This is a genomic window from Massiliimicrobium timonense (assembly GCF_002160865.1).
Taxonomy (GTDB): Bacteria; Bacillota_I; Bacilli_A; order Erysipelotrichales; family Coprobacillaceae; genus Allocoprobacillus.
In genome coordinates this window covers 23,948-50,001 of sequence record NZ_NFLJ01000021.1, presented here as the reverse complement: position 1 = coordinate 50,001, position 26,054 = coordinate 23,948, and the positions used below count along the sequence as shown (strand labels likewise).

The window sequence follows — 26,054 nt, the reverse complement described above, 5'->3', positions numbered from 1 at the left end:
CGATAAAACATATTCTCCAATGTCACAATAATCCAACCTAAAATATCACTATTATCACTCATATCATCTGGAACAAGTAATGGAGCAATCAAATCAATAACTTGATCTTGAGCTTCTCCCTTATCACAAAAATAATGTCTACTCTTTATTTCATCAATAATTGTCAACATAATAGAAGTTTTACCTAAACCCCTATCTCCTAAAATAGAAATAAAATTGTCATACTTTTCATAATATAACTCTTTTAAATGTTGATGATTCATATAGGAATTTTTGGCACTATTTCTAAAACTATCAATATAATCCCTAATATTTTCAATATAAGGTAACATTAACTTAACATTCTCAATTTCAAGTTTTCTTGCTCCTAAATGAGCACTATTATGTTTATGATAATCCATTTTATGATTTCCTCCCATCATGATTATTGATATTTAAGTTTAAATCAAATTGATTTGTATTGTAATTTGAATCTTTATTCTTCTTATTTTCTAAGAAATCTAAATAATACGTTACAATTAAAACTTCCATTTTCTTTTTAAATCTTTTATATCTTCTCTGCATTGCAATAAAACCAAATAACAAAAAAAGAATACCTAAAGTATAAACAACAGCAAAACAAATATCCTTCGAATTATAAAACAATTGATATAATAGAATACCTATCCAAAATAAACAAACAGTCCCCATATTTTTAGAAAAAGACTTTGAAGAACTATAATTATGTAATCTATGATATTTATCATCAGTTTGAATTAATAAATCAGCTGATTCAGCCATCACTTCAACCTTTTTTACAATATCAGTTTCACCTTCCATTTGTTTATCAAAACCAGGATATTCCTCTTTTAAATATCCATAGCATTTTTCCATTAAAATACTATATTCTTTATCATATTCATCCTTTTTCTTTTGATTTTTTTCTTTATCTTTCAAGCACTTCCAATAACAACAACTTATAATGAATAAAATGAAATTCAAAACAATGATTCCAACCAATATCATTTTAATAAAACAAGAATAAGAACGAAAATTCATTTGACTCAAAGCATAAAACATACCAAAATCAACTAAAATAACAATACCCCAATTTACACATAATACTTTTTTACACTTTAAATTCACCTTTATAATACATTTAGAAATCTCCGATATAATCCAACCCACAGAATAACTTACACTTATCCCTATCACAAATATAAACCATGAATTATCAACACTTACCACGAATTGATGAACTGTACCCGGAATAACTAAACAAACACCTAGCATCACTAAAAAACCAGGTATCGTCATAGAAATAATGTCATATAAAGTGAACTTCCCAAATAAATTCCCCATAACCATATCCTTCCTTTTTATTGCAATCGCTTACAATTCTAGTTTAAAAAAAGCACTTCAACCCATAAGTCAAAGTGCATACTTGACCATATCTACTATTTACAAATATTGTCAAATAACTACATATTTATAATACAATAATCAGGTCACATAATTGTCACATATTTTGACATTTATTCTAATTCTACTTTTTATTATTTTCTATATAGTCTATTAAATAAATCAAACTTATTCTATTCACTATTCCTTGGTAAGATTTATAACTTTTTATCATAACGAAACATCCATTTAAACTAAATATAAAGCCTATAAAATACAAATAATTAACATTCGTTTCACCGAAAATAAAATAATAACTAAAAATACTACTCCAAAACAAACAAACAATAATCATATTTTTATACAAAGAAAGAAAAGTAGTATATTTTTTTATTGTTGTTTGATATTTATGATCAAGTTCTATTAGTGGATACATTATATTTAATATTTCATATACTATATTTTCTGACAATTCTTCTCCATATATGCTTTTTAAATTTGGAAATGCTTTCTGTAAATACCTATAACAAATGTCTAACAAAATTGTAGATCTATCGCTTTTCAAATCCTCTTCTTTTTTTCTATATTTTGAATAATAAAAAATTAAAAATATACTGACACTATCAAATACTAGAATAAAATTAAAAATAGTATTAAAACAACATAAAAAATAAGTTCCCACATTTATCAAAATCATTAATAAAATAAGTAATAAGAAAAAAATTTTCTTCATTACATCATTAAAATTTAATACCATAATTAATGAAATAATCTTTGACAAAATAATACCAATATAATAACTAACACATATTACAGTGATGATTGTAATCCATATATTATTAACATTCCTTATAAAATCAATCATAATATCTGGAACTAACGAATATACACCTAATAAAATCATAAATCCAGGTATGATTATAGAATAAATATCAAATACACTCAGTTTTTCAAATATATAATCTGCATTCATTTTCGCTCACCGTTATATAAAAATTTTTATAATGCAATCTAATAAAATATAAAAATGGGGTTTTACAACCCCATAATTCTATTTTTTTAATTTCCTTCATTAGTTGTTAAATCAACATATTCTTGAATTTGATCATTACCAATTAACCAACCATTAATATTTCCATCTCCGTCAGTTACTAATGAACTTTCAAAGTTATTAGCTTGAACAGCTTCAGCATCAATGACTATTTCAAAATCAGCATTAACATAGTCATTGTTCAAATTTGATGGAATAGTAATTTCACTAAATAGTGCTGTAGTAGATTCACCAGCCTTTAATACTTCTTGATAATAATAATTTCCATCTTCTGATGCAACCCAATTTTCATTATCAAATTTAGGCAAGAAATTTTCTAAATCTCTAGTTTCTGTTGTTCCATCTTGTTTAGTAATTTTTACATCAACATCTTTAATTCTCACGTATGCTGGTGCACTATCACCAGATAAAGTAATAGTAGGATCTTTTTCAAAAGTATCTCCTGGCATATATTCTTTATCATTATTTTGTAATTCATCATAAAGAGGTTCAGTTAATGTAATATCAATATGCTTAGTACCAAAAATATTTGTTCTACTTTCAGTATCAGTAAACCAAGCTAATGACCCACCAATTCCAACAACTCCAACTAATGCTAAAGCAACTAATCCAGTTCCTAATTTTTTCTTATTCATTATTTTTCCTCCTTTAAAATGTGATTTATAATACACATATATCATACAATTTTTAAGTCACACAGTAGTCACATATCAAATAAATTTTACTATTTATTATGCTTTTTAAAATAATCAGATAAAAACCATAATGCAAACACCATAACAATTGCTCCTACACCAGCAATAATACCATTTGTAGATTGAATAAAATCAGCAACATAACCAAGCATTGGTATACATAAAACAACCTTACCAATCAATCTTTCAAATGATACTGGTGATGAATCAACAGTATCATTATTATCACCTTTTGTAGTAAAGGTTTCTTCCTCACTATTAATCTCTACAACTCTATGGGTTGCGACAACATCTGATCCAGCCGCCATATTGAAAGTAATAACATCCCCTACTCCAATGTTATTCGCTTCTTCATGTTGTACATATATAATGCTTCCAATAGGATAATTCGGTAGCATACTACCACTCAATATCCCATAGACTTCATAACCAAATACTTTTGGTAACATAATCACTGCACATAATGCAACGATAAGTGCAATGATTATGTTTGCTAAAATATTAAATATTCTTGATAACTTCACAATAACCAACCTTTCATACATTTATTCAATATAAAATCACTATATCAATCTTTGATCTTTATATTTATCTAACCAATACTTATAATACTCATTATTCCATGTACTACCATCGTAAAATGTTACTGACTTAACACAACCAATAGCCTGACAGTCAACTTGATATTGTTTAATTTTATTCTCATCTTTATCTAAGTGCATACTTTCAATATCAGAATCTAATTTTTCATCAGTCGAATATTTTATTAATTTTGATGAATACCTGCTTATATTAACATCTTCAATACTTTCTTCAGAAGAATACAAAGCTAATGAATTATTATTGTTTTTATCTGGATACCCTTCTCTATCATAATGTAATATATGGAAAGTAATATCTTTTATATCTTTATCACTGTTATTTATGACTGATGGTTCAAAATATAATCCATATTTAATTATTATCCCAGTTCGATAAATTGTTGGATTCATTTTATCAATTAAAACAAGCTGATTCTTTTTTGCATTTTCAATTCTCTCTTTCTCTTCTTCAATTTCTTTTCTTTTATTTTCTTCCTCAATCTGCTTATTTATATTTTCCAATTCGATATTCAATTTTTCATATGAATCATAATTTATTGTATCTAATTGAGCAATGCTATCCTCAATAGATTTTTTCTTTTCATCAAGTCCACCTTCATTCTTTAAATTATCAAATGTGTAATCAACTATACTAGTTCCTAAATTATTTCTTAATTCTGAATACTTTTCATCACTTTGATAAGTATCTGGAATATCTAAAAAAGAAACAATACCTTTTTCATAATTACCCTCTTCTATATACTCTAGAGTATAAATATAATACTGATTTTCTAAAATATTAGGTACTTCATTATTTTTTAGAACTTGATAAGTAATTGCATGTGTACAAAAAGCAATTACAAACGACAATAATGCCCTTATTGTCATTTCACCAACACTTCTTGCATTCTCACTTTTTGAGTTTCGAATTTTATCAAAAATAAAATAAGCAACAAAAAAAGAAACAATATCAATCATTAAAACTATAATAATCTCATTATAATCGCCTGCCATAAATATTCCTCTCCCATCCATAAATCAAGTATATTATCAAATTGACTTATTCTTAAAGTTATTTACGTAAAATTTTGCTTTTAAAAAGTGAGATTAGCAAATCTTAATCTCACTTTTATTTACATTTATATTTTTACGTTATTCAAATTTTGGTGCGTCAGCTTTTGGACTTGTAGTTTCTGCATCATTTGGTTCCAAATATACTTTTGTTCCATTATCAGTATATACAGCCTGTACTGCACATGCTTTAATTGTTATTGGTGTAATAGTTGGTTGTCCTTCAAAAGTAGAATCAATTCGAATATGATCAAATAATGCTTCTGTATTATGAATTAAATCTTCGCCTTCTTTAGTACTGTTTAAACGTTTATTATAACGTACTACTAGAACCACATTTTCTCCATCATCAGTATTTGAGATTTCCGTCCATTTATCACCAATTACTTCAGCAAGATCTTTATTAGAAGCTTCACCTTTCAAGAAAGAATAAACTTCACCTTTCTTATAAGTAACTTGCATATATACCCAGCTATCTACAGATGCCTCAGTTAAACGAATCACTGGATCTTTTACTACAACAGAACCTGCTTCAAGTTTATTAGTATCTGTACCATAATTATTACCTTTTAATGTACGTAACTCATCACCAACATAATAAAAATCTTCTCCTAAAGTATCATCATTAACATCTTGCTCTCCATCATAATCTTTTTCGTCTACCCATACAGCTTGTTTTAAATCTTCATCAGGAACATAACCTTGTCCTACTGTAAAGCTATTTGTTAAAGTATTTGACTGATCACTTAAATATGCTAAAGTTGATCCGACACAAACAGCTCCAACTAATACTAAACTAGCAATCATCGCTTTTTTGTTTTTCTTCATAATTTCTTCCCTCTTTCTTATTAAATTAACTATCTATATTTTACTATTATTAGGTAACACAACGGTCACAAATCAGAATTTTTTTACTATTTATCATCCTTTTTTAATAAATCTGGTAAAAAATTTAAAAGAAGGATAATAAAAACTATTCCAAAAATAGCTGCTATACCTAAAGGGGTTCTTAAATACATAGCAATATAACCTAATATAGGAATACAGAAGTGAACAACCCCTATGACTTGTGAATAATTGACTGCTTCAGCATCATTAACATCATTAGCATCACCCTTTGTTACAAAAGATTGATCATCTTGATTAATCTCAACAACTCTATGTGTAACCATTGTTTCAGAATTCACCTTAAAACTAATTACATCATCAACTTTAATATTATTAAAATCTTCTGGATGAGAATAAACTATAGAACCAACTGGCATATTAGGTTCCATACTACCACTTATAACTGCAAAATTCTCATATCCAAACAATCTAGGAACAAATAAAATTCCCGCTACTAAAACTAAAACAACAATTATTATATTCATTAATATCTTACATATTCTTTCAATCATTAAAATACTCCTTCTATTAGAAAAGGTTATTACCTTATCATACGATAATAACCTTTTTATTTTAATCTCCTAATGTTAATGTATCATAAATATGCCATATTTCCATAGCTTTCTCATGGTTATATACTCCATCAACAATAGCATTGATTTCATTACCATTTTCTTTATTTGTTGCAGTTGTAGCTATTGTTTCTTGATAAACAGAAATCTCGAAATTATCAGTACTTAATATCCATTTTCCATCTTCATTAGTTACACCTTCAACTTTTGTGAACACTGATATCTCTTCTCCAACTTCTAAAATTCCCTTATAGTAATAATATTCATCAGATTCATACTGCCAGTCAGCTCCAATATCAATGTCTATATCACAAGGAACACTATCTGGACTCCATAATTCTTTTGGTGATACAATAACCCTTACTCTTACTAATGCGTTGGTACTTCCTGTATTAACTACTCTAGGTTTTTTATTAATAATCTCTCCATTAACCGTAGGTTTATCTTCCTTAATCTCGCTATCAACAGTACCTACCAAAAAAGTATTTGTTAAAACATTAGAAATATCTTTTGAAAAAGCCACAGTAAACCCAACGGCCAAACAAAGAAGTAATGAAATACCTATAATATAATATCTTTTATTTATTCTCTTCATACTCCACTACTCCTTTCTAGTTATTATTATTATTTAAACGTTGATTCATAATCACTTCACCATTTGAACCTTTTTCAAATGTATTTACAATAATATCATTATCTGAATCATAATCTTTAGATTTTATGGTATTAGTAAATTGTACTACAAAAGTATTATTATTTTTTAAATAATCAATTTCAAAACTTATGCCATTATCTGTTTTGGTTTCATTACTTACATACCCGTTCGTTACATCTACATCTTTGAATTTGAATCTTAAAGTATTTAATTCTTCAACTTTATAACTACCAACTGGAAGATTATTTAAAACACTTAAATCATTATTGCTCTCTATATCCTTACCTAAATGTATATATCTATAATAAACTTTTTCACCTAAATATTCATTATCAACTGTAACTTTATAAATAAATATTGGCTCACCATCTTTAGACTCATAATCATCTGGATCTAAAACTTTTGCAATATCTAAAGTTGCAGTTCTAATATGAACAATAAATTGATTTGTTTGTTCATTATCATTTATAACACAATCGTTATATGAAATACTATCATCATCATTCTTTGTTACATCTAATTTAAAATTAGCATCTATAGCTTCCATTGGAGTATATATATCATTTTCCAATTTTTGCGTAGAACTATCTACTTTCCCAATTGAAAGAGAAAGCTCTGGTTTATCTCCTTCTACATCAGGTATATCTGAATGATTCTTAACATCAACCCATTCATCACTTAAATTGTAAGAAACATTTTTTTCCTTTAAATTTGTTTGTGTTCCAAAATCAATCGTTGAATCATTTACATGTATATTTGGTTTTAAAACATGTAAAGTAGATATTAATTGACTAGTAGTTTCAATACTTTGAACTCCATTCTCTTTATTATGACTTGGTTCAACTTTCACACTAACCTCAAAGTCTGTACAATCTTTTAAATTCTTTGCTGTAAATTTATTAAGAATTGCTAACTTGTAATCATCAATTGTTTTACCAGCTGGAATAGATAATTTTGCTACAACTTCATCATTTGAGTCTTTTATAGTATATGTTATATTAACATACTCATTTCTAACTCCATTTAATTCAAAAGTAGTGGATTCATTTTTATTATGGCGTTTATTTTTATAAACAATCTCATCGCTGTCATTTGTTATAAAATGAACAAAATCATCCCAATCATTTCCTCTATAGATAGTTGCATCATAATTTTCAATTTCATATTCTAATGGAATATCTACATTAGGATTAGTAAATTCTTCAATAGGTTCACGAGAATAAGAATCTTGATAAATACCAGATAAATCTTTATTCGTTTCAATATTATTACCACCTATAAAGCCATCAATTGGTGTTATATAAAATTCTATAACTAATTTTTTACCCACATGATTATCATCAGGATTATTCTTAAGTACATAATAGTCACTATAATTAAATCCAGTAACTTTTACAGCTTTATTTTCTCTATCAATAACAACTTCTGAATTATTTAACTCTACTTTTCTATCAACAAAATTACCCTCAATATAATCAACAGTAGATACCTTGATTTGCTCTGCATCAGCTGGTAAATTAAAACTATCCTCTATATAGTCTATTACAACTGCATCATCAGTTAAATCACTAGAACTCTCACCAACATCATCAAGAATTTGTTCAAAAGCATTAATAAGATCATTAGGATTTTTAGCAGTTAAATAATAATCTTTTCCATCAGGATTTCTATCTCCTAAGTTCATATCATAAAAATTGTGCCAATAACCATAAGTAATATTCAGAAAATTACTTGATACAGCATGCATATATTTATTAAAATCAGAGTCTATATCACTTGGATCGGCATTTTTAAAAACACCAACAGTGTAAATTGTAACACCAGCAGCTTTCATACGCTTTGCTTGATCAATAGCATCTTTTGCAACATCAGGGTCAAAATCACTATAATGATTTGGCTCCCCATCAGTGAACATAATAACAACCTGATTTCTTCCTTCTTGTTTCGGCTCTAATGCTGCTTGAGCACGTCCCAATCCATAATCAGCAGAAGTAGCACCAGCAGCTTTTAACTGATTAACTGCATTTTTTAAATTTTCAGAATCAGAAATATTTGTAAGATTTTTTACTATTTGTGTATAATTATAGCTATCCCCCCCATCTCTATAAAAATCATTACCTTCAGAAGAATTTATTCTGTCTCCTGCAAATTTAACTATAGATATTCTATCCTTTAGATTTGAATCAGTAATATTAACATTTTGCTCAGCAATACCATCAATAAAAGTATTTGCAGCATTTTTTAATGCATCTATTTTTTTAGATTGTACTTCTTTATATTCATACAATGTAATGTTTAAGTAATCTATTCTTGTACCTTCATTAGCCCAATTGTCCAAAATATATATTTTATTATTTTCATTCATATAATACAATTGATATATTGTATATCTATTAGGCCATTGACCTTTTAGTTCACTTTCAATATATACTTCATAATATTCTCCACCAACTTGATAATAATAATTTGTTTTATTACTCCAATATGGTTCTAAATCCTCTATCGTATCACGGCTATTAAACTCTTTTTCAATATATTGTTTCGTTGGATCTCCAAAAGATTCATCCATACTTCCAGAAACATCTAATAGTAAAACAATATCAGATGGTGTTCTTTCGCCACTAACAACTTTACCAGTAGCATAAGACTCTAATGTAATCTTTACTTGATCAGTTTCAGAGTCATATTCAGCTGTTTTATTTAGTACTATGCCATTATCAGTCTTAGAATCTACTGCATTAACTGTCCCACTTGTATATAGTAGTCCAATTGCCATAGTCAAAGCCAAACCAATAGCAGCTATCTTTTTAAACTTTCCTATTTTCATAGTTTATCCTCCTATCTTTTATTTATATATTTATACATAATATCTCTTTCCATGTGACTATTATATAACTTATAAGTCACATAACAGTCACAAATAGAAAAGATATGTCTAAATTTCTAATCTTTATTCAGCTTTTTTTCTTTTGCTTAATAGGTAAGCAACTATGGCAATAAGAATAACAGCTCCTGCTCCACCTGCAATATAGATTGCATTGTTTGAACCAGAGTCTTTTGCTCCAGCTTGAGGTGTTTCGTTATCTTCAATAGTTGTTTCTCCATCTGCACCAGCTTGTGGTGTTTCATTGTCTTCAATATCAGTTGTTTCACCAGCTACAGCTTGATCTCCACCAGTTGTTGTTCCAGCTGTTCCAGCAGCTCCACCAACACCAGTTCCTGTTCCTACTGTTGTAGCAGTTCCTGCAGTGGCTGGTACTGTCACTACTTCATCAACTGTATTTGTCACATATTCTGTGACATATTCTATTTGAACTTCATCTTCTGGTACTGTATAAACAAACTTAATTTCATTTGTACCATCTGTTAATTGAATAGTTTTTGTACTTTGATCAACTGGCCAGTCATTAATTGTTTTAGCTGTGACTGTTACTGATGAACCAACATTACCAATTGCAAGTCTAGGTGTCACAATGTCTACATCATTTTGATCAACGTATCTGATTTTATATTCTACACCATCTACTAAAGGTGTATATTTTGCAACTAATACAGTTTTTCCTGTCACTGTTTCTGGCATCTCTTCATTCCATCCTGTAAAGATATAACCATCATCAACAGCTAATTCATTTTCATAATATGGATCATCTGGAAAAGCTGTTCCATATTCTTTTTCAACAACATATTTTGATTCACCATTGAATGAACCATGTGCTCCAGCTCTAAAAATGACATCATATGAAGTTGCAGCTTTTACATTATTCAAACAAGGTAAACAAAATGCAAACATCAGAGTTAGACTCAAGATGATTTTAGAAAATATCTTAGTGAATCTCATTTTGATCTTCCTCCTTTTTCTTTCTTGTTGCTACTAAATAAACAATACCAACAACACTACCACCTAATAAAACACCAAATAATCCAAGTGTTGCAGGATCTCCTGTTTTGACAGCTTTTTCAATTCTATTTGTTACAGTCTGTACAACAGTATTCACAACTCTTTGAGGTGTTTGTGCAGCCGCTTCATCATCATATTCAACACTAAATGTATATTGAACTAAACCAGTAGCATTTTGATAAGTGTTATCCATTGTATCTCCATCAGCTGTTACACTCATCTGTAATGTTGCACTTTCTCCTTTAGCTAATGTTGCTATAAGGATGTTATCTTCCATCATTCCTTCACCAACATTATTTTCTCCACCTACTAAACCATCAAATAAATCTTCACCATTGATTTTAAAATTAAAATCATAAGCCATATTTCCAGTAGATGTTTCATTTCCAAATTCATCTAATATTTTAGAATTCATATAGAAATTCATTTCTCTATAATCATTATTTACCAATGTCAATGTTTCTGTTCTTGTTTCACCAGGATACATTCCTTCAAGATTAAAAACTTCTCCTTCATTATTTGTATTAATGAATTTTTCAGCTTCTCCATCAAATGTAATCACTGAATTTCCAGCTGCATGAACTGAATTAATAGTCGGAATAAACAAAGAAAACATGACTAATAATGCAGATAATTTCTTCATCTTTTTCTACTCTCCCTTCTATTCCTCAACTTGAGTGATCATTCCATTTTGATCAAATGCCACTTCTAATCCCCATTCAGCTAAAATTGCATCTTGAGCTGCATATTGTTGAATTGCATCAACTTCTACATCAACCTTAGCTTTTAAGTTTGTATAGCTGTTATCTAAATCAGCACCACTTTGAGCAATCTTCACTTGATTCAAGAAATTCGTTGTCACTTCACCAGTTTCAATAGGTGCTTTATAATACATATAGATGACTTCATCATTAGCCTCATCTCTTTGAACAATCCAATTTGTTTCATCCAAAGGATCTACAATAATCTGTTCAGCCGCTTTTTCTGGTAGCTTTACACCATCAGCATCTTCCCAGTATTTTGTAAGTGTCACTCTAATATAAGAAGGACTCTCTTTGACATTTTCTACATACAATTGTTTATCAATAGTCGCTCCCGGACTCACATTATCTAAAACAACTGTTCCATCACTTAATATCTGTGTTCCTTCTTCTGTTTTTCCCTCCATCAATTCAATTCCTAAATTTGTAGAGCTCATTGGACTTGTTGCATTTGTTTCAGCTCTAAAAAATGCAATAGACCCACCAACAACTAAAACGGAAACAAAAATAACCGCCACGCATAATTTCACTATTCTATCTTTTTTCATTTCTATCAAGCTCCTATCTTTCAATTTAAACATAGATTAAACTATTCTATCTCTAGTATAAACTTTGATTGTCACACATAAGTCACATAGAAATATCTTTTCAATAATTTTTACAAAAAATCTATTACTTAAAAAAGAATGCCATTAAGACATCCTTTTTTAATAAAATATATAATTCATCAATATTATTTACTTCGATAATAAATCACTCATCACCTGATTTAAGACTTTCATACGAATAGGTTTTGATACATGCGCATTCATCCCTACTCTTAAAGCTTTAGAAACATCCTCTGAAAAAGCATTAGCCGTTAAAGCAATAATCATGACAGTTTTTGCATCGGGACGATCTAGCTGACGAATCATTTCTGTTGCCTGACAGCCATCCATCACAGGCATCTGCATATCCATTAAAATCATATCAATGGAAAAGAGTGGTGATGTTTCAAACACATGGAGAGCTTCTTGCCCATTTTTGGCAGTGATGACTTCCATATCATTCATTTTCAACATCTCACTGGCAATCTCCATATTTAAATCATTATCTTCTACCAGCAAAACACGTTTCCCTTTAAGAAGGGATACATCACTTTTAGAAACTGGAATGCCCTCTTGTTTTTGAACAATCTCAAAAGGAATCATCACTGTAAACTTTGTTCCTTTCCCTAGTTCGCTTTCTACAGTGATTTCACCACTCATCTGTTCCACCAGACTTTTGACAATTGGCATTCCTAACCCTGTTCCTATTGTTGATTTCACACTAAAATGTGTTTCTCTGGCATAAGGTTCAAAAAGATGTTCCAAAAATGGTTGTGACATACCTATTCCCGTATCTTCAACAACAAACTGTATTTTATGATGATTTTGATAAATCATCTCTTTTACATCTAAAGTAATTTGATCACCACTTTCACTATATTTTACAGCATTCGATAATAAATTATTTAATATCTGATGAATCTTAAATTCATCACCTATAACCACTGTATTTTGTATATCTATATGTAATTGAAATACTTTCTTTTCTTCAATCATACGTTCTTCAAACAATCCCCATGTTTCATGAATCGCTTTTTCTATATCAAAAGTCTTATAATCTAAATGTCTTTGTCCTGCTTCCATCTTTGATAATTCTAATATATCATTGATCAATGCTAATAATTGATTTCCAGAATAACTGATTTTCTTTAAATAATCTTTGATCTTATCTGATTCATCAAGATGTTTTAAAGCCAATTTAGAAAAACCAATAATGGCATTTAGAGGTGTTCTCATATCATGACTCATATGATTAAAGAAAGCTGTTTTGGCTTCAATATTCTTTTTATTTGTTTCCAATGTTCTTTGTAATAAAAGCATATGTCCTAATTCTTGACGTTTTTCCACATCCACATCCTTAAAACAAAGAATCACTTCATCCCTTGATATTTTTTGATTATATAATGTTCTGACATTCACCCAACGATAATCATCTTCAAAACGTCTTTTAAAATCCCCACCATAATCACTGATTCCTTCTTGTACACGTCCTCGAATACTTTCTAAAGAAAAACACATTGAAAACTCTTGAAAAGCTCCTTGTTCTACAACAGTCCGAACGGTTTTTAATAATTGTTGATAAGGTCCTGTTTTAGGCAAATCAAGCTGATATGCTGGTGATGTTTTAATCACTTCATATGTTCCATTATGGATATGGATACGATACATAGCATAATAGGATTCTGATAAGATTTGAATGATTTGATCAAAACGACGAATCTTTCTTAATTGTCTTACATTTTTAATAATCATAATGAATAAAATGATAATAAAAATGATTCCTGTCACCACTAAAATATAAATAAGGAAATTGCTTTCATCCATTAATAAATCTTGAAAAGGAATGGTCATAATGGCTATCCAGCCATTATCCATCTGATAATAATAAACACCTATCTGCTTTCCTTCTTGATTGACATAATAATCATCATAATGTGCATATTCTCCTTTTTGAATGCTGGTAAATAAATCATGATTATACTCCTGTAATTGTGATTGCTCCATTTCATAAGGTGTTAAAGCATAAATCAGTTGTCCTTTAGAATCACTCATATAAAAGAAACTATTTTGATAAGCACTTTGAATCTTCTTTTGATCAGCAACAATTTTAGAAGGGTAGATATCCATTGCCAGAACATCACCTTCATTTTCTAAAGCAATACTTGCTGTAATAATCGTTTCATTTGTAATGACATCTTGATAAGCATCTGTAAACATAATTTGGCCCGGATTTTCAAGAGTCTGTTGATACCATCTCGTATCTTGATAACGATAAGTCTGATCATCTGCCCATGCATTTTGAGCAATGATTTTGTCATCAATAACCGCATAAGGATCAACAATCTTTTCTCCCAAAATATGTGTCAATTTACTAAAATAATCTTTCATCCACAATTGAATTGTTTGTTCACTATTTTTCTTTTCACTCAATTCATTAACATATTGTGATCCCATATCTAAAAAATCTTTAAACATCGTAATCGTTGTTTCTTCTTCCATAGCATAACTTTGGACAAGTGCCATTCCCATATCTTGAGCATTTTTTAATAACTTATTTCTCACCAGAAAAACTGAAATTGTTATAATGGCTATTACAATCAATAATGTTAAAGAACTCATGATAATCGATAGAGTTGATTGATTTTTACGCAAAACTCCCACCTCTTTTATAACAATTTTTGAGCATTTTCAATAATCCATTGATATTCCTGTTTGAAAGCTGGTAAAAGCTTTTTAACTTCTTGAAAAGCACCTGCTTTTAATAATTCTGTTATCTTTTCACTTTGGTTTTTTAATTTCACAAAACCCATATTATCACAGATTCCCTTGAAAGTATGACTGGCTCTTATAGCTTCTTGAACATCATGATTTTCCAATGACTGCTCTAACATATCAAAGGTTGGATCTTCAATAAACTTCTTCACAAATTTCACAACCAGACTTTCCATCATAAAACGATTGAAAACATCTTCATAATCTTCTCCAATAACTTCATAAAATGTTTGAATTGTCATGATTTTTCTTCCTTTCCATAATGAATTTTAACACTGTTACGATGAATTTTCGCCTGATACATCATCTTATCCGCCTGTTTTAATAATGATTGTTGATATGTGCCACAGGCACATCCTATTGTACATGTGACTTTTAAATGAGGATAATCCTGAATACCAAGACTTTCTACTTCATGACGAATATCATTCAATCTTTCATTAAGAATACTTTCTGGCATTTGATGGAATAAAATAATAAATTCATCTCCACCATAACGAATCACCTCATCCTTATCACGTACATTTCTCTTTAAAATATGTGCCACTTTTTGTAATACTTTATCTCCTGCCAAATGTCCAAACTGATCATTCACTTCTTTAAAACGATCCAAATCAACCATAGCTAAAGCCGTTATATCTTCTTTTTGAAACATTTCATCTTCCAAATAACGACGATTATAAACTTCTGTCAATCCATCTAAATACATACTTTCCTGCATATAATTCAATGTTTTCAACATATTTTGGTACTGTTTATCATTTTTAAAAATATCATCATGCATTTTTAATTTATATTCTAGAACATATCCCTGTCCTTCTACTTCTACATATTGACTGATTGCATAATAAATACGCTGAGGCTGATAATCAAAATGAACAATTTTAGAACGATGTCTAAAAGCCTGTACACAAGCACTTTCGACTGACATATCATGGTGTTTCCACAAAGTATCATGTTGTAAAAACGACATATGGTCAATGATAGATGATGTGATCTTCACAGATTTTCCTAGTAGGACATCAATAAGAATGATCTTATCAAAAATCTTATCAAGTTCACGTAATAATGTTTGAAATTGGACTTTCTTAAAACAAGAGATTTCTTGAGGATGTTCATCCTCAAATAATTGTTCCTTATCTAAAAATCCCATAAAACCTATAAAGCGTGAATCTTTAACACCTAACCAGATAGCGCAACATTGGAAATGACACAAAGAAGCTTTTCCATCTATATCAAAAACAAATTCATATTCAAAAAATGGATTTTCTATAGATGTTTCTTTTGCTTTATGACTTAATTTTGTTAATCTTATTTTTAAACGATCTTGATCATCTCTTTCCATTGGACTCATTATCGTTTCCGGAAGTTCTAAGCGTTTAGCGGCATTATGTGATAAATACATAATGTCTAGTGTTTCATTATAAATAAATGCTAATTGTTCCTGTTTATCAAAGAAAAACTGAGATTTGATTTTTTCAATATCCAACTGATCTAAAACTTGTCTGGTCACAGTCAAATCATCATATTGTCCTAATTCCTGAACAACTTTTTGTGTCTGCCATGTTTTTGGCATTCCCATCATTTCATCAGATGCAAGTGAAATATCTAGAAGTTCATCTTCAATATCAAGCAAACATTCTAATAACATAGGTTGAAATTGACCACATTCCCCATTCATAATCATCTGTATTGCTTTTTTATGAGGAATAGCCTTCTTATAACATCTGTCACTTGTTAAAGCATCATAAACATCAGCAAGAGAAACAACTTGTGCTGATAAAGGAATCTCATCTCCCTTTAATCCATCAGGATAACCCCTGCCATCCCATCTTTCATGGTGCCAACGACATATTTCATAAGCCACTTTAAGTAATGGATCATTTTGATCCCATTGTAAACCTCGAATAATATCACCACCAATAGATGCATGTGTTTTCATAATTGTAAATTCTTCCGGTGTTAAACGTCCTGGTTTATTTAAAATCTTATCTGAAATAGATATCTTACCAATATCATGTAGTGAAGATGCCATTGTGATCAATGAAATATCTTGTGATGTCAATGAACATGTAGGATCTTTTCTTAACAAAGCATACAATAATTTTTCTGTAATCATATTGATATGAATGATATGTAATCCACTTTCTCCATTTCTAAATTCAACAATATGACTTAATACAGAAATCATGAGATTACTACGACTTTCTTTTTCATAAACCTGTTCAGTCACAATATCTTTTAAACGACGTTGTTTAGAATAAAGAGATATAATATTAGATACACGTTTTTGAACAATATTCACATTAAAAGGTCGACTGATAAAATCACTTGCCCCTAAATCATAAACACGTCCAATATATTTTCCAGAATTTTCTGATGAAATAATCATTACAGGTATATCATGTATCCATTGATACTTATTCATATAAGTTAAGACTTCAAAACCATCCATTTCTGGCATTATTAAATCCAGTAATATTAAAGATAATGATGAAAGATGATTTTTCATCAAAGAAATGGCTTCAACTCCATTTTCTGCAAGAATAATATCATAATCATGACATAAAATTTCTTTTAAAAATTCTCTATTCATTTGAGAATCATCAACAATTAATATTTTATCTTTCATATCTGTCCACTCATTTCATTTTATTTCTTTCATTATATATGAATTTTAGACCTTTATAAAGTCTTTCATTTCCTATCATATCGACACTTTCTATTGTCGTCAAACAAAATGAATCTTATAACGCCAAAAAAGAATGAAAGTTTTCTTTCATTCTTTAATACAATCGATATTTATTTCTTTTTGGATTTGTTTTATATACATGATTCTGGCTTTATGATATAAACTCTTATCATGAAGTAAATTCTGACAATACTTATTTTGATGATGTAAATATTTTAAATTCACCCAATGACAAGAAAAATCCTTCTGATTCATTGTTGGATATAACCAGTTTTCATGTAATACAATAGCATTCTTGTATCCCTTTTTAATTCTTTTTTGTTGAAGATAGCTTTGAATATCTTCAAACAAGACCTCAGTATGTCCATCATCATAATAAACACGTATATAATGCTGGAATCTTTCTACTAAGATCACCATCTTATTTACAAGCAATAATCTCTACTTCTATAAGTGCACCTTTAGGTAAACGTCCTACTTCAACAGCACTTCTGGCAGGATATGGCTCTACAAAATATTGAGCATAGATGCTATTGACAGTATTAAAATCATCCATATTGTCTAAAAAGACAGTTGTTTTCACAACATGAGAAAAATCTAACCCTTGACTTTCTAACAGTCCTTTGACATTTTCTAAAGCTTGTTTTGTCTGTGCTTCAATTCCTTCTGGCATTTCACCTGTTTCTGGATTCAAAGGAATTTGTCCAGAAAAGAAAATGAGATTACCAATATCAATTCCTTGACTATATGGTCCAATAGCACCCGGTGCTTTTTTTGTTTCTACAACTTTTTTCATTATCACAACCTCCTTATTTTTATTAAAATATTATACCAAACTTTTATTTTATAAACTACTGTTTATATCAAATATTGTTGTGATGCCCATATACATTTTCAGTATTATCAAAAAAAGAACTCTATGTTCTTACATAAAGTTCTTAAGCATTTTCACTATTGACTTCTTCAATCATTTCTGGTTTTACCATTTTCATTGCTTTCATGGCTTCTCTGGCCTTATAGAAACCTTTGGCTATATTTAATCCATGATCCCCTATTCTTTCAAAGTCTGTTAAAATCTTTGTATACACAACACTATTCTCTGTTGTACATCTTTTATCCTTTAATCGGCTTAACTGATTTACTGAAAACTGATGATGTGTCTTATCTATATTTTCTTCTATCACATCAACCTTATCTACAATTCCACTGAACTCATCATAGTTCATAATCTTTAACTCATCAAGTATATTCACACACAAACTACTCATAATTCCAATTTCATCCATCGCTTCATGTGAGAAATGATTATTTTCCTTATATAATCTTTCTGCTCTTTGAGCAATGTTCATCGCATGATCTCCAATTCTTTCAATATCTGCTGATATTTTTAAGAATAATCCTATTGTCTGTGACCCTTCTATTGGAAATTCTGTTGAAATCGCACTGGTTGTAAATTCTACAATATTCTTATTAAGAAAATTAATATATTCCTCATTTTTCTGTAACTTTTCATATTTATCTTCATTGAAATCTATCAAAAGTTCAAATGATTTTCTGACATTATCAATTGCTACATCCAACATGTTTTGTGTTTCATTGAATAATTGTGTATTCGCTATTGCACTTGTCCCAATATGATAATCATTTGTAAAGATACCAAAATCCAGATATTTCAACTGCATCTTTCCTTCCAGTTCTGGTTTCTCTGGTAAGATAATAAATGATAAATCTACTAATTTTGTTCCAATTGGCAACAAGATAATTGTTGTCACAATATTGAATAAAGTATGTACATTGGCAATTTGAGCTGCTGGATTGGTAGGTGTCAATGATGCCATAAACGATGCAAATGGTGTCAACATACTAATAATCACAAAGATAATTGTTCCAATGATATTAAATGATAAATGAATGATTGTTGTACGTTTGGCATTTCTATTTGTTCCAATAGATGCCAATACAGCCGTGATACATGTTCCAATATTTTGTCCAAATAAAACATAGATTGCTGATGGGAGTGTGACAACGCCACTCATCGCTAAAGCCTGTAAAATACCAACTGATGCTGAAGATGATTGAATGATTGCTGTAAAGACTGCCCCCACAAGAATACCAATCAATGGATTCTGGAAGTTTGCGACAATATTAGCAAATTCTGTTGATTCTCTTAATGGAATCATTGCTGTAGACATCATTTCCATCCCCATAAATAAAATACCTAAACCAGCAATGATTTCTCCAAAAGCATCAAGTTTCTTGCTTTTAAAGAATGCTATCAAAACAACCCCAACAAAAGCAATAATCGGTGCTAATGCTGTAATATCTAAGGCAATCAGCTGCCCTGTAATGGTTGTTCCAATATTAGCTCCCATAATCACCCATACAGCATTTGTTAATTGCATCAATCCTGCATTCACAAATCCTACAACCATGACTGTTGTTGCTGAAGATGATTGAATAATCGCTGTAATTAAAGCTCCTACTCCAACTCCTAAAAAACGATTTGTTGTCAATTTTTCCAAAATTGACTTCATCTTATTCCCGGCAGCCAGCTCTAAACCATTTGACATCATTGTCATCCCATAAAGGAATAGCGCTAACCCCCCAAGTAAAGAGAATATGTTTGTCAGTTCCATCATGTCCCTCCTCGTTTATACACAATAAAAACTTAACATATTCCTAACTTAATGTAAACATTCTTAACATAATCTTAACATTTTATATACATTTTTTGACAATGAAATTATGAAATGATTCTCTCATAAAGCTCTGGATAACCAACACTCAAAGCCTTTTGAAATTGTTTGATATCCTTATTCACCATATTGATTTTCACATAAATACAGATCAAAACACACATAAGAGTCGTTACCAGCATCGCTCCTAAATAGATAAGCATGATCTTTTCATCCACTTTTAATAACCCCAGTAATCCCACAACAATCAAAATCACACCCACCATGATTATAGCTATGATCCATGCTCTTTGCTTTGCCTGATAATGACGATAAATCCATTGATATAAATATTCAATCTCATCATGTGTGTATTCTCTATTTTTAATCTTCTTTAACTGTTCTTTAGGTAACCCTGTATGATAAATACGATACATCTTAACCATCTCCTTATCTTTTATTGTACTCTACTGTACACATTAGACAACCTTTTTATTTCAATATTCAAAAACAAATAAATACAATTATTGATTTTAAATCTCATAAAATAAATATGACTTCCGTATTTGGCATCTTATACAAATTTCATAGACAAGTTCTAAAAAGGATAATGAAAATCAATTCATTACCCTTGTTAAACTATTTCATTTTTGCCAATTCACTTGCTTTTCCAATATAAGAAGCAGGTGTCATATTCACTAAAGTTTCACGATCTTCATCAGATAAAACATCTAAACTTTCCGCAAATTTCAAAATATCTTCCTTAGAAATACTCTTTCCTCTTGTTAGAGCTTTTAAAGTATCATAAGCATCAGGAACACCATATTTTCTTAACATTGTTTGAATAGGTTCAGCTAAAACTTCCCATTTTTCATTGAGATCAGCTGCTAATTTTTCTTTATTAACAACACATTTTGCAAGTCCATTTAATGTTTCATTCATAGCCTGTAAAGAATAACCAAAGGCTAATCCTAAATTTCTTTGACTTGAAGAATCAGATAAATCTCTTTGCATACGAGATTTAGGTAATTTGTTAGACAATGCAACACAAATATGATTAGACATATCCGCATTCGCCTCACTATTTTCAAAACGAATTGGATTGACTTTATGAGGCATTGTACTACTTCCAACTTCTCCTTGAACCGGAATCTGTTTAAAGTATTCCATAGAAATATATAACCACATATCCACATCTAAATCCATTAACACATTATTAAAATGACGAATACCATCTAAAATATGACATGTATAATCATGACTTTCAATTTGTGTTGTGAATGGATTGAAAGTTAAACCTAAATATTCTTCAACAAATCTTTTAGCCATAGAAGGCCAATCTATATTAGGGAAAGCTGTTAAAATCGCACTATAATTTCCTGTTGCACCATTGAATTTGGCTTTGATTTGAATATTTTCAACGTTTTCAATACTAGAAGCAAAACGATAAGCATAAACTTTAAATTCCTTACCAATTGTTGTTGGTGTGGCAGGTTGACCATGTGTATGCGCAAGCATAGCATCATCACTATGTTCACTTGCCCATTTATTCATTGCATCTACAACTTCATTCGCTTTTTTTAACCAGACATCTTTTAAACCATGTTTGATCATACAGGCATAAGATGTATTGTTAATATCTTCTGAAGTACATCCAATATGCACAAAGCTGATTAAATAATCATATCCCATCTCTTTTAAAGTATTACCAATATAATATTCTACAGCTTTGACATCATGACGTGTTGTGGCTTCAATCTCTTTAATCTTCGCAAAAGCTGCTTCATCAAAATCATTGGCAATGGCTTCAATTTGATTCATCTTTGATTGATCAAATCTCTTTAAGATGTCATTATCAATATTTTCAATTAAAAATTTCAACCATTGAATTTCAACAAATACACGATATTTGACTAAAGCATATTCACTAAAATAAGGAGCCAAAGCATCTTTAATCCCTGCATAACGTCCATCTATTGGACAAAGTGTCATACTTTCAAAAACTTGTCTTTCCATTTATTTACCACCTTTAAAATAATTTACACCAGCTTCAAATAATTTCTGATCCATTTCACCATAAATATTCTTATTTCTATTTTCTCCTTGACGTTCACTATGTGCCATCTTACCTAAAACACGTCCATCACGTGAAATAATACCTTCAATAGCCATCATAGAACCATTAGGATTATATGGTGAAACCATTGTTGGTTGATGATGAGAATCAACATATTGACTAAAGACTTGTCCATTTTCAAAGAGTTCTTCAATCACTGCTTTTGGTGCCACAAAGCGACCTTCCCCATGAGAAATAGGAACCGTATGAATATCACCAACGTTTACACCTGCAAGCCATGGTGATTTCACAGAAGCAATTCTTGTATCTACCATTTGAGATAAGTGACGACCAATTGTATTAAATGTTAATGTTGGATCATTTTCATCCATATCTTTAATATGACCATAAGGCAATAATCCTAGTTTAATTAAAGCTTGGAATCCATTGCAGATACCAATCATCAAACCATCACGATGATCTAATAAATCATCAATCGCTTCTTTTAACTGTGGACTTCTTAATACCGTTGCAATAAACTTACCAGAACCTTCTGGTTCATCCCCGGCACTAAATCCACCCGGCAACATCATGATTTGTGATTGTCTGATAGCTGCTTCTAATTCATCTACAGAATCTTTCATTTCTTTGGCTGTCTTATTACGCATTAAGACAAGCTGAACAGTCGCTCCAGCACGTTCAAAAGCACGTTTTGAATCATATTCACAGTTTGTACCTGGAAAAACAGGAATCACAACTTTGACTTCATCATATGTTTGTTTGGCTTTTAATTCACTTCTTTGATGACAATCTTTCACAATCATATCACTTGTTGGTGCTTTTTCTGTTGTTGGATAAACATCATCTAAAACAGATTCATAGACTTGATAAGCTTCATCTAATGATAAAGTTTCATCATGATATATCATAACAGAATCTTTTATTGTATGTCCAATGATTCTTGTATGTGGTAATGTCACGACTTCATCATTTTCAACTTCTAAGATAATATGTCCATAATCTTTTTGAATCAATGAATCTAATTCTAAATCATTATCAAATTGAACCCCTACAGCATTTCCAAATGCCATTTTATAAACAGCTTCAATGACACCACCATCTTTCACTGTATAGGCACTATATACTTTTTTCTCTTTCATCAATTGCATGATACCATCATATTGTGCTTTTAAAACATCAAAATCATAAATATGATATTGATCTTTTGGTAACATCACTTCGACTAATGTATGTCCTGAAGCTTTTATTTCTGGTGTCATCACATCTTCTACTTCGCTACCTGTAATCGCAAAGGATACAAGTGTTGGTGGGACATGAATATCTTCAAATGAACCAGACATAGAATCTTTTCCCCCAATTGAAGGTAATTTCATTTCAGATTGTACACGATAAGCACCCAATAATGCAGCAAATGGTTTTCCCCATTTTGCTGGAATATCAAGTAATTTTTCAAAGTATTCCTGGAAAGAGAAACGAATTGTATGATAATCTCCACCCATTGCGACAATTTTCGCAATTGATTCCACAATCGCATAAACAGCTCCATGATATGGTGACCATTTAGAAATCAATGGATTATATCCATAACTCATTAATGAACATGTTGTTGTTTCCTTATTTAAAACAGGAATCAAGGCTGCCATACCTTCTGTTTCTGTTCTTAAAGTTTTTCCACCAAATGGTGATAAAACAGTTCCATTTCCAATTGATGAATCAAATCTTTCAATCAAACCTTTTTGACTACATACAGATAAACGACTTAACACTTCTTTTGATGTTTCCACAAAAGATTGTTGTGGTTTGACCATAAATGGTGTATGTACAAAGTCTGGTAAATCAACATGGACTTTCTGATAACGTGAAGCTCCATTTTTATCTAAGAAATCACGACTTAAATCAACAACTGTCTGATTCATATATGTCATGACTAAACGATTTTGATCTGTCACTGTTGCGACTTTGACAACTTCCAGATTTTCTTGATCACAGGCTGCTTTAATAAAAGCTTCATCACTTGGATCAATGACAATCGCCATACGTTCCTGTGATTCTGAAATGGCTAATTCTGTTCCTGTTAAACCTTCATATTTTTTCAAAACAGCATCTAAATTGATATCTAGTCCATCAGCCAGTTCTCCGACAGCGACACAGACACCACCAGCACCAAAGTCATTACAACGTACGATACGTTTTGAAACTTCTGGATTTCTAAATAATCTTTGAATTTTTCTTTCTTCAACAGGATTTCCTTTTTGAACTTCTGCTCCAGCTGTCGTTGTTGTTTTTAATTCATGAGATTTTGATGAACCAGTTGCTCCACCAATACCATCACGACCAGTACGTCCACCAATCAATAAAACAATATGTCCTTTTAATGGTTCTAAACGTTTGACCTGATCTTTTGGAGCGGCGGCTACCACAGCGCCAAGTTCCATACGTTTTGCAAGGAATCCATCATCATAGACTTCATGAACAAAACCTGTTGTTAAACCGATCTGATTTCCATAACTTGAAAATCCATGAGCTGCTTCCTGACAAATTTTACGTTGAGGCAGTTTTCCTTTCATGGTTTCATCCAATGGTTGTCTTGGATCACCAGCACCTGTAATACGCATAGACTGATAAACATAGGCACGTCCTGAAAGTGGATCACGAATCGCTCCACCTAAACAAGTCGCTGCTCCTCCAAATGGTTCAATTTCTGTAGGATGGTTATGTGTTTCATTTTTAAACATCAATAACCAGTCTTCATCACCATCACTGGTATGAACAGTTAATTCTACGGAACAGGCATTGATTTCTTTTGATACTTCCATATCATCTAAATAACCTGTTTTTCTTAACTCTTTCATTGAAATGGTTGCTAAATCCATTAAAGTCAATGGTCGATTAGTATTGACACCATATACTAGATGACGTGATGTTTTATAATTTTCAACATCTTTTTCTAAAATTTCTTTAAAAGCTCCATTTTCAATATCTAAATCTGTAATAATAGTCGCAAACGTTGTATGTCGACAATGATCAGACCAATAAGTATCCAATACTTTTAATTCTGTTTCTGTAGGATTACGTTTTTCTTCATTCTTAAAATAATCTTGAGTAACTTTCAAATCATCCTCATTCATCGCCATTCCATTATCTTGAATGAATGCCTTTAACTCATCATCACTCATATCTATAAATCCATCAATAACAGGTACAGGATCAATATGCACATCTTCATCATTCAAATGTTCTGGTTTATCCAATGAAGCTAGACGTTGATCCACTGGATTAATTAAATACTTTTGAATACGTTCAATATCCTGATCAGTGAGGTTTCCTTGTAAAACAATAAGTTTTGCACATTTGACTTTCACATTTTTCTCACCTGTTAAAACTTGGAAACATTGTTCACAGGCATCTGCTCTTTGATCATATTGACCAGGTAGAAATTCAATCGCAAATACTTTTGCATCACTATCAACAGGATAATCTTCTAAATAAACATCATCAACCATTGGTTCACTTAAAATCGTTGGAATTCCCTGTTTCAAGACATCTTCACTCACACCTTGTAAATCATAACGATTAACAACACTGGCAGCTGTCACATTTGACATCTTTAATTGGGTTTGAATATTATTTAATAGCTCATTAGCTTCCACCCCATAAGCTTTTTTCTTTTCAACATATACACGATAGACTTTACTCATC

Annotated in this window: 22 protein-coding genes; all 22 read right to left on the bottom strand. The window is 30.4% G+C overall.

Annotation, left to right across the window (positions count from 1 at the left end; translation table 11 throughout):
* On the bottom strand, nt 1-401 hold a 401-nt coding region (locus tag B5E75_RS08250; protein WP_143746949.1), incomplete at its 3' end, for a hypothetical protein.
* Nucleotide 402: 1 nt separating this feature from the next.
* Entirely contained in the window at nt 403-1,341 is a 939-nt protein-coding gene (locus B5E75_RS08245) for a hypothetical protein (RefSeq protein ID WP_087358273.1), read from the bottom strand.
* Nucleotides 1,342-1,525: 184 nt separating this feature from the next.
* Nucleotides 1,526-2,353 carry a hypothetical protein gene (locus tag B5E75_RS08240; protein ID WP_087358272.1) on the bottom strand — a complete coding sequence of 276 codons (828 nt, stop codon included), beginning with the start codon at nt 2,351-2,353 and terminating at the stop codon, nt 1,526-1,528.
* Between the two features lie 86 nt (nt 2,354-2,439).
* Nucleotides 2,440-3,066 (bottom strand): TasA family protein, encoded by a 627-nt coding sequence (locus tag B5E75_RS08235; RefSeq protein ID WP_162607654.1) that lies wholly within the window; start codon nt 3,064-3,066, stop codon nt 2,440-2,442.
* A gap of 89 nt (nt 3,067-3,155) precedes the next feature.
* Nucleotides 3,156-3,650: a signal peptidase I gene (locus B5E75_RS08230; RefSeq protein ID WP_162607653.1), complete on the bottom strand. Its 495-nt coding sequence runs from the start codon at nt 3,648-3,650 to the stop codon at nt 3,156-3,158.
* Between the two features lie 39 nt (nt 3,651-3,689).
* A complete protein-coding gene (locus B5E75_RS08225; protein ID WP_087358269.1) occupies nt 3,690-4,721 on the bottom strand; it encodes a DUF5780 domain-containing protein in 1,032 nt (343 codons plus the stop codon).
* A 138-nt stretch (nt 4,722-4,859) separates the two neighbouring features.
* Nucleotides 4,860-5,606: a SipW-dependent-type signal peptide-containing protein gene (locus tag B5E75_RS08220; RefSeq protein WP_087358268.1), complete on the bottom strand. Its 747-nt coding sequence runs from the start codon at nt 5,604-5,606 to the stop codon at nt 4,860-4,862.
* Nucleotides 5,607-5,692: 86 nt separating this feature from the next.
* On the bottom strand, nt 5,693-6,178 hold the full coding sequence (locus B5E75_RS08215) for a signal peptidase I (protein ID WP_087358267.1): 486 nt from the start codon (nt 6,176-6,178) through the stop codon (nt 5,693-5,695).
* A gap of 61 nt (nt 6,179-6,239) precedes the next feature.
* Nucleotides 6,240-6,833 (bottom strand): hypothetical protein, encoded by a 594-nt coding sequence (locus tag B5E75_RS08210; protein WP_087358266.1) that lies wholly within the window; start codon nt 6,831-6,833, stop codon nt 6,240-6,242.
* Nucleotides 6,834-6,849: 16 nt separating this feature from the next.
* Entirely contained in the window at nt 6,850-9,720 is a 2,871-nt protein-coding gene (locus tag B5E75_RS08205; RefSeq protein WP_087358265.1) for a VWA domain-containing protein, read from the bottom strand.
* A 123-nt stretch (nt 9,721-9,843) separates the two neighbouring features.
* Entirely contained in the window at nt 9,844-10,731 is an 888-nt protein-coding gene (locus tag B5E75_RS08200) for a MucBP domain-containing protein (RefSeq protein ID WP_087358264.1), read from the bottom strand.
* Nucleotides 10,718-11,434, bottom strand: a complete 717-nt coding sequence (locus B5E75_RS08195) for a sortase B protein-sorting domain-containing protein (RefSeq protein WP_087358263.1) — start codon at nt 11,432-11,434, stop codon at nt 10,718-10,720. The genes B5E75_RS08200 and B5E75_RS08195 overlap by 14 nt, the downstream gene beginning before the upstream one ends.
* 18 nt (nt 11,435-11,452) lie before the next feature.
* Nucleotides 11,453-12,100: a hypothetical protein gene (locus tag B5E75_RS08190; RefSeq protein ID WP_087358262.1), complete on the bottom strand. Its 648-nt coding sequence runs from the start codon at nt 12,098-12,100 to the stop codon at nt 11,453-11,455.
* A 189-nt stretch (nt 12,101-12,289) separates the two neighbouring features.
* Nucleotides 12,290-14,791 (bottom strand): hybrid sensor histidine kinase/response regulator, encoded by a 2,502-nt coding sequence (locus B5E75_RS08185; protein ID WP_087358261.1) that lies wholly within the window; start codon nt 14,789-14,791, stop codon nt 12,290-12,292.
* A 14-nt stretch (nt 14,792-14,805) separates the two neighbouring features.
* A complete protein-coding gene (locus B5E75_RS08180; protein WP_087358260.1) occupies nt 14,806-15,153 on the bottom strand; it encodes an Hpt domain-containing protein in 348 nt (115 codons plus the stop codon).
* A complete protein-coding gene (locus B5E75_RS08175) occupies nt 15,150-17,543 on the bottom strand; it encodes a GGDEF/HDGYP domain-containing response regulator (RefSeq protein WP_087358259.1) in 2,394 nt (797 codons plus the stop codon). The genes B5E75_RS08180 and B5E75_RS08175 overlap by 4 nt, the downstream gene beginning before the upstream one ends.
* Nucleotides 17,544-17,690: 147 nt before the next feature.
* Nucleotides 17,691-18,038 (bottom strand): hypothetical protein, encoded by a 348-nt coding sequence (locus tag B5E75_RS08170; RefSeq protein WP_087358258.1) that lies wholly within the window; start codon nt 18,036-18,038, stop codon nt 17,691-17,693.
* Nucleotides 18,025-18,399 (bottom strand): RidA family protein, encoded by a 375-nt coding sequence (locus B5E75_RS08165; RefSeq protein WP_087358257.1) that lies wholly within the window; start codon nt 18,397-18,399, stop codon nt 18,025-18,027. Before B5E75_RS08165 ends, B5E75_RS08170 begins: the two co-directional genes overlap by 14 nt.
* A gap of 142 nt (nt 18,400-18,541) precedes the next feature.
* Nucleotides 18,542-20,239: a Na/Pi cotransporter family protein gene (locus tag B5E75_RS08160; protein ID WP_087358256.1), complete on the bottom strand. Its 1,698-nt coding sequence runs from the start codon at nt 20,237-20,239 to the stop codon at nt 18,542-18,544.
* A 107-nt stretch (nt 20,240-20,346) separates the two neighbouring features.
* Nucleotides 20,347-20,715: a hypothetical protein gene (locus B5E75_RS08155; protein WP_087358255.1), complete on the bottom strand. Its 369-nt coding sequence runs from the start codon at nt 20,713-20,715 to the stop codon at nt 20,347-20,349.
* A 202-nt stretch (nt 20,716-20,917) separates the two neighbouring features.
* Complete coding sequence (gene purB / locus B5E75_RS08150) at nt 20,918-22,294, bottom strand: adenylosuccinate lyase (RefSeq protein ID WP_087358254.1); 1,377 nt, start codon at nt 22,292-22,294, stop codon at nt 20,918-20,920.
* Nucleotides 22,295-26,053, bottom strand: a complete 3,759-nt coding sequence (locus B5E75_RS08145; protein ID WP_087358253.1) for a phosphoribosylformylglycinamidine synthase — start codon at nt 26,051-26,053, stop codon at nt 22,295-22,297.
* Nucleotide 26,054: the final 1 nt, after the last annotated feature.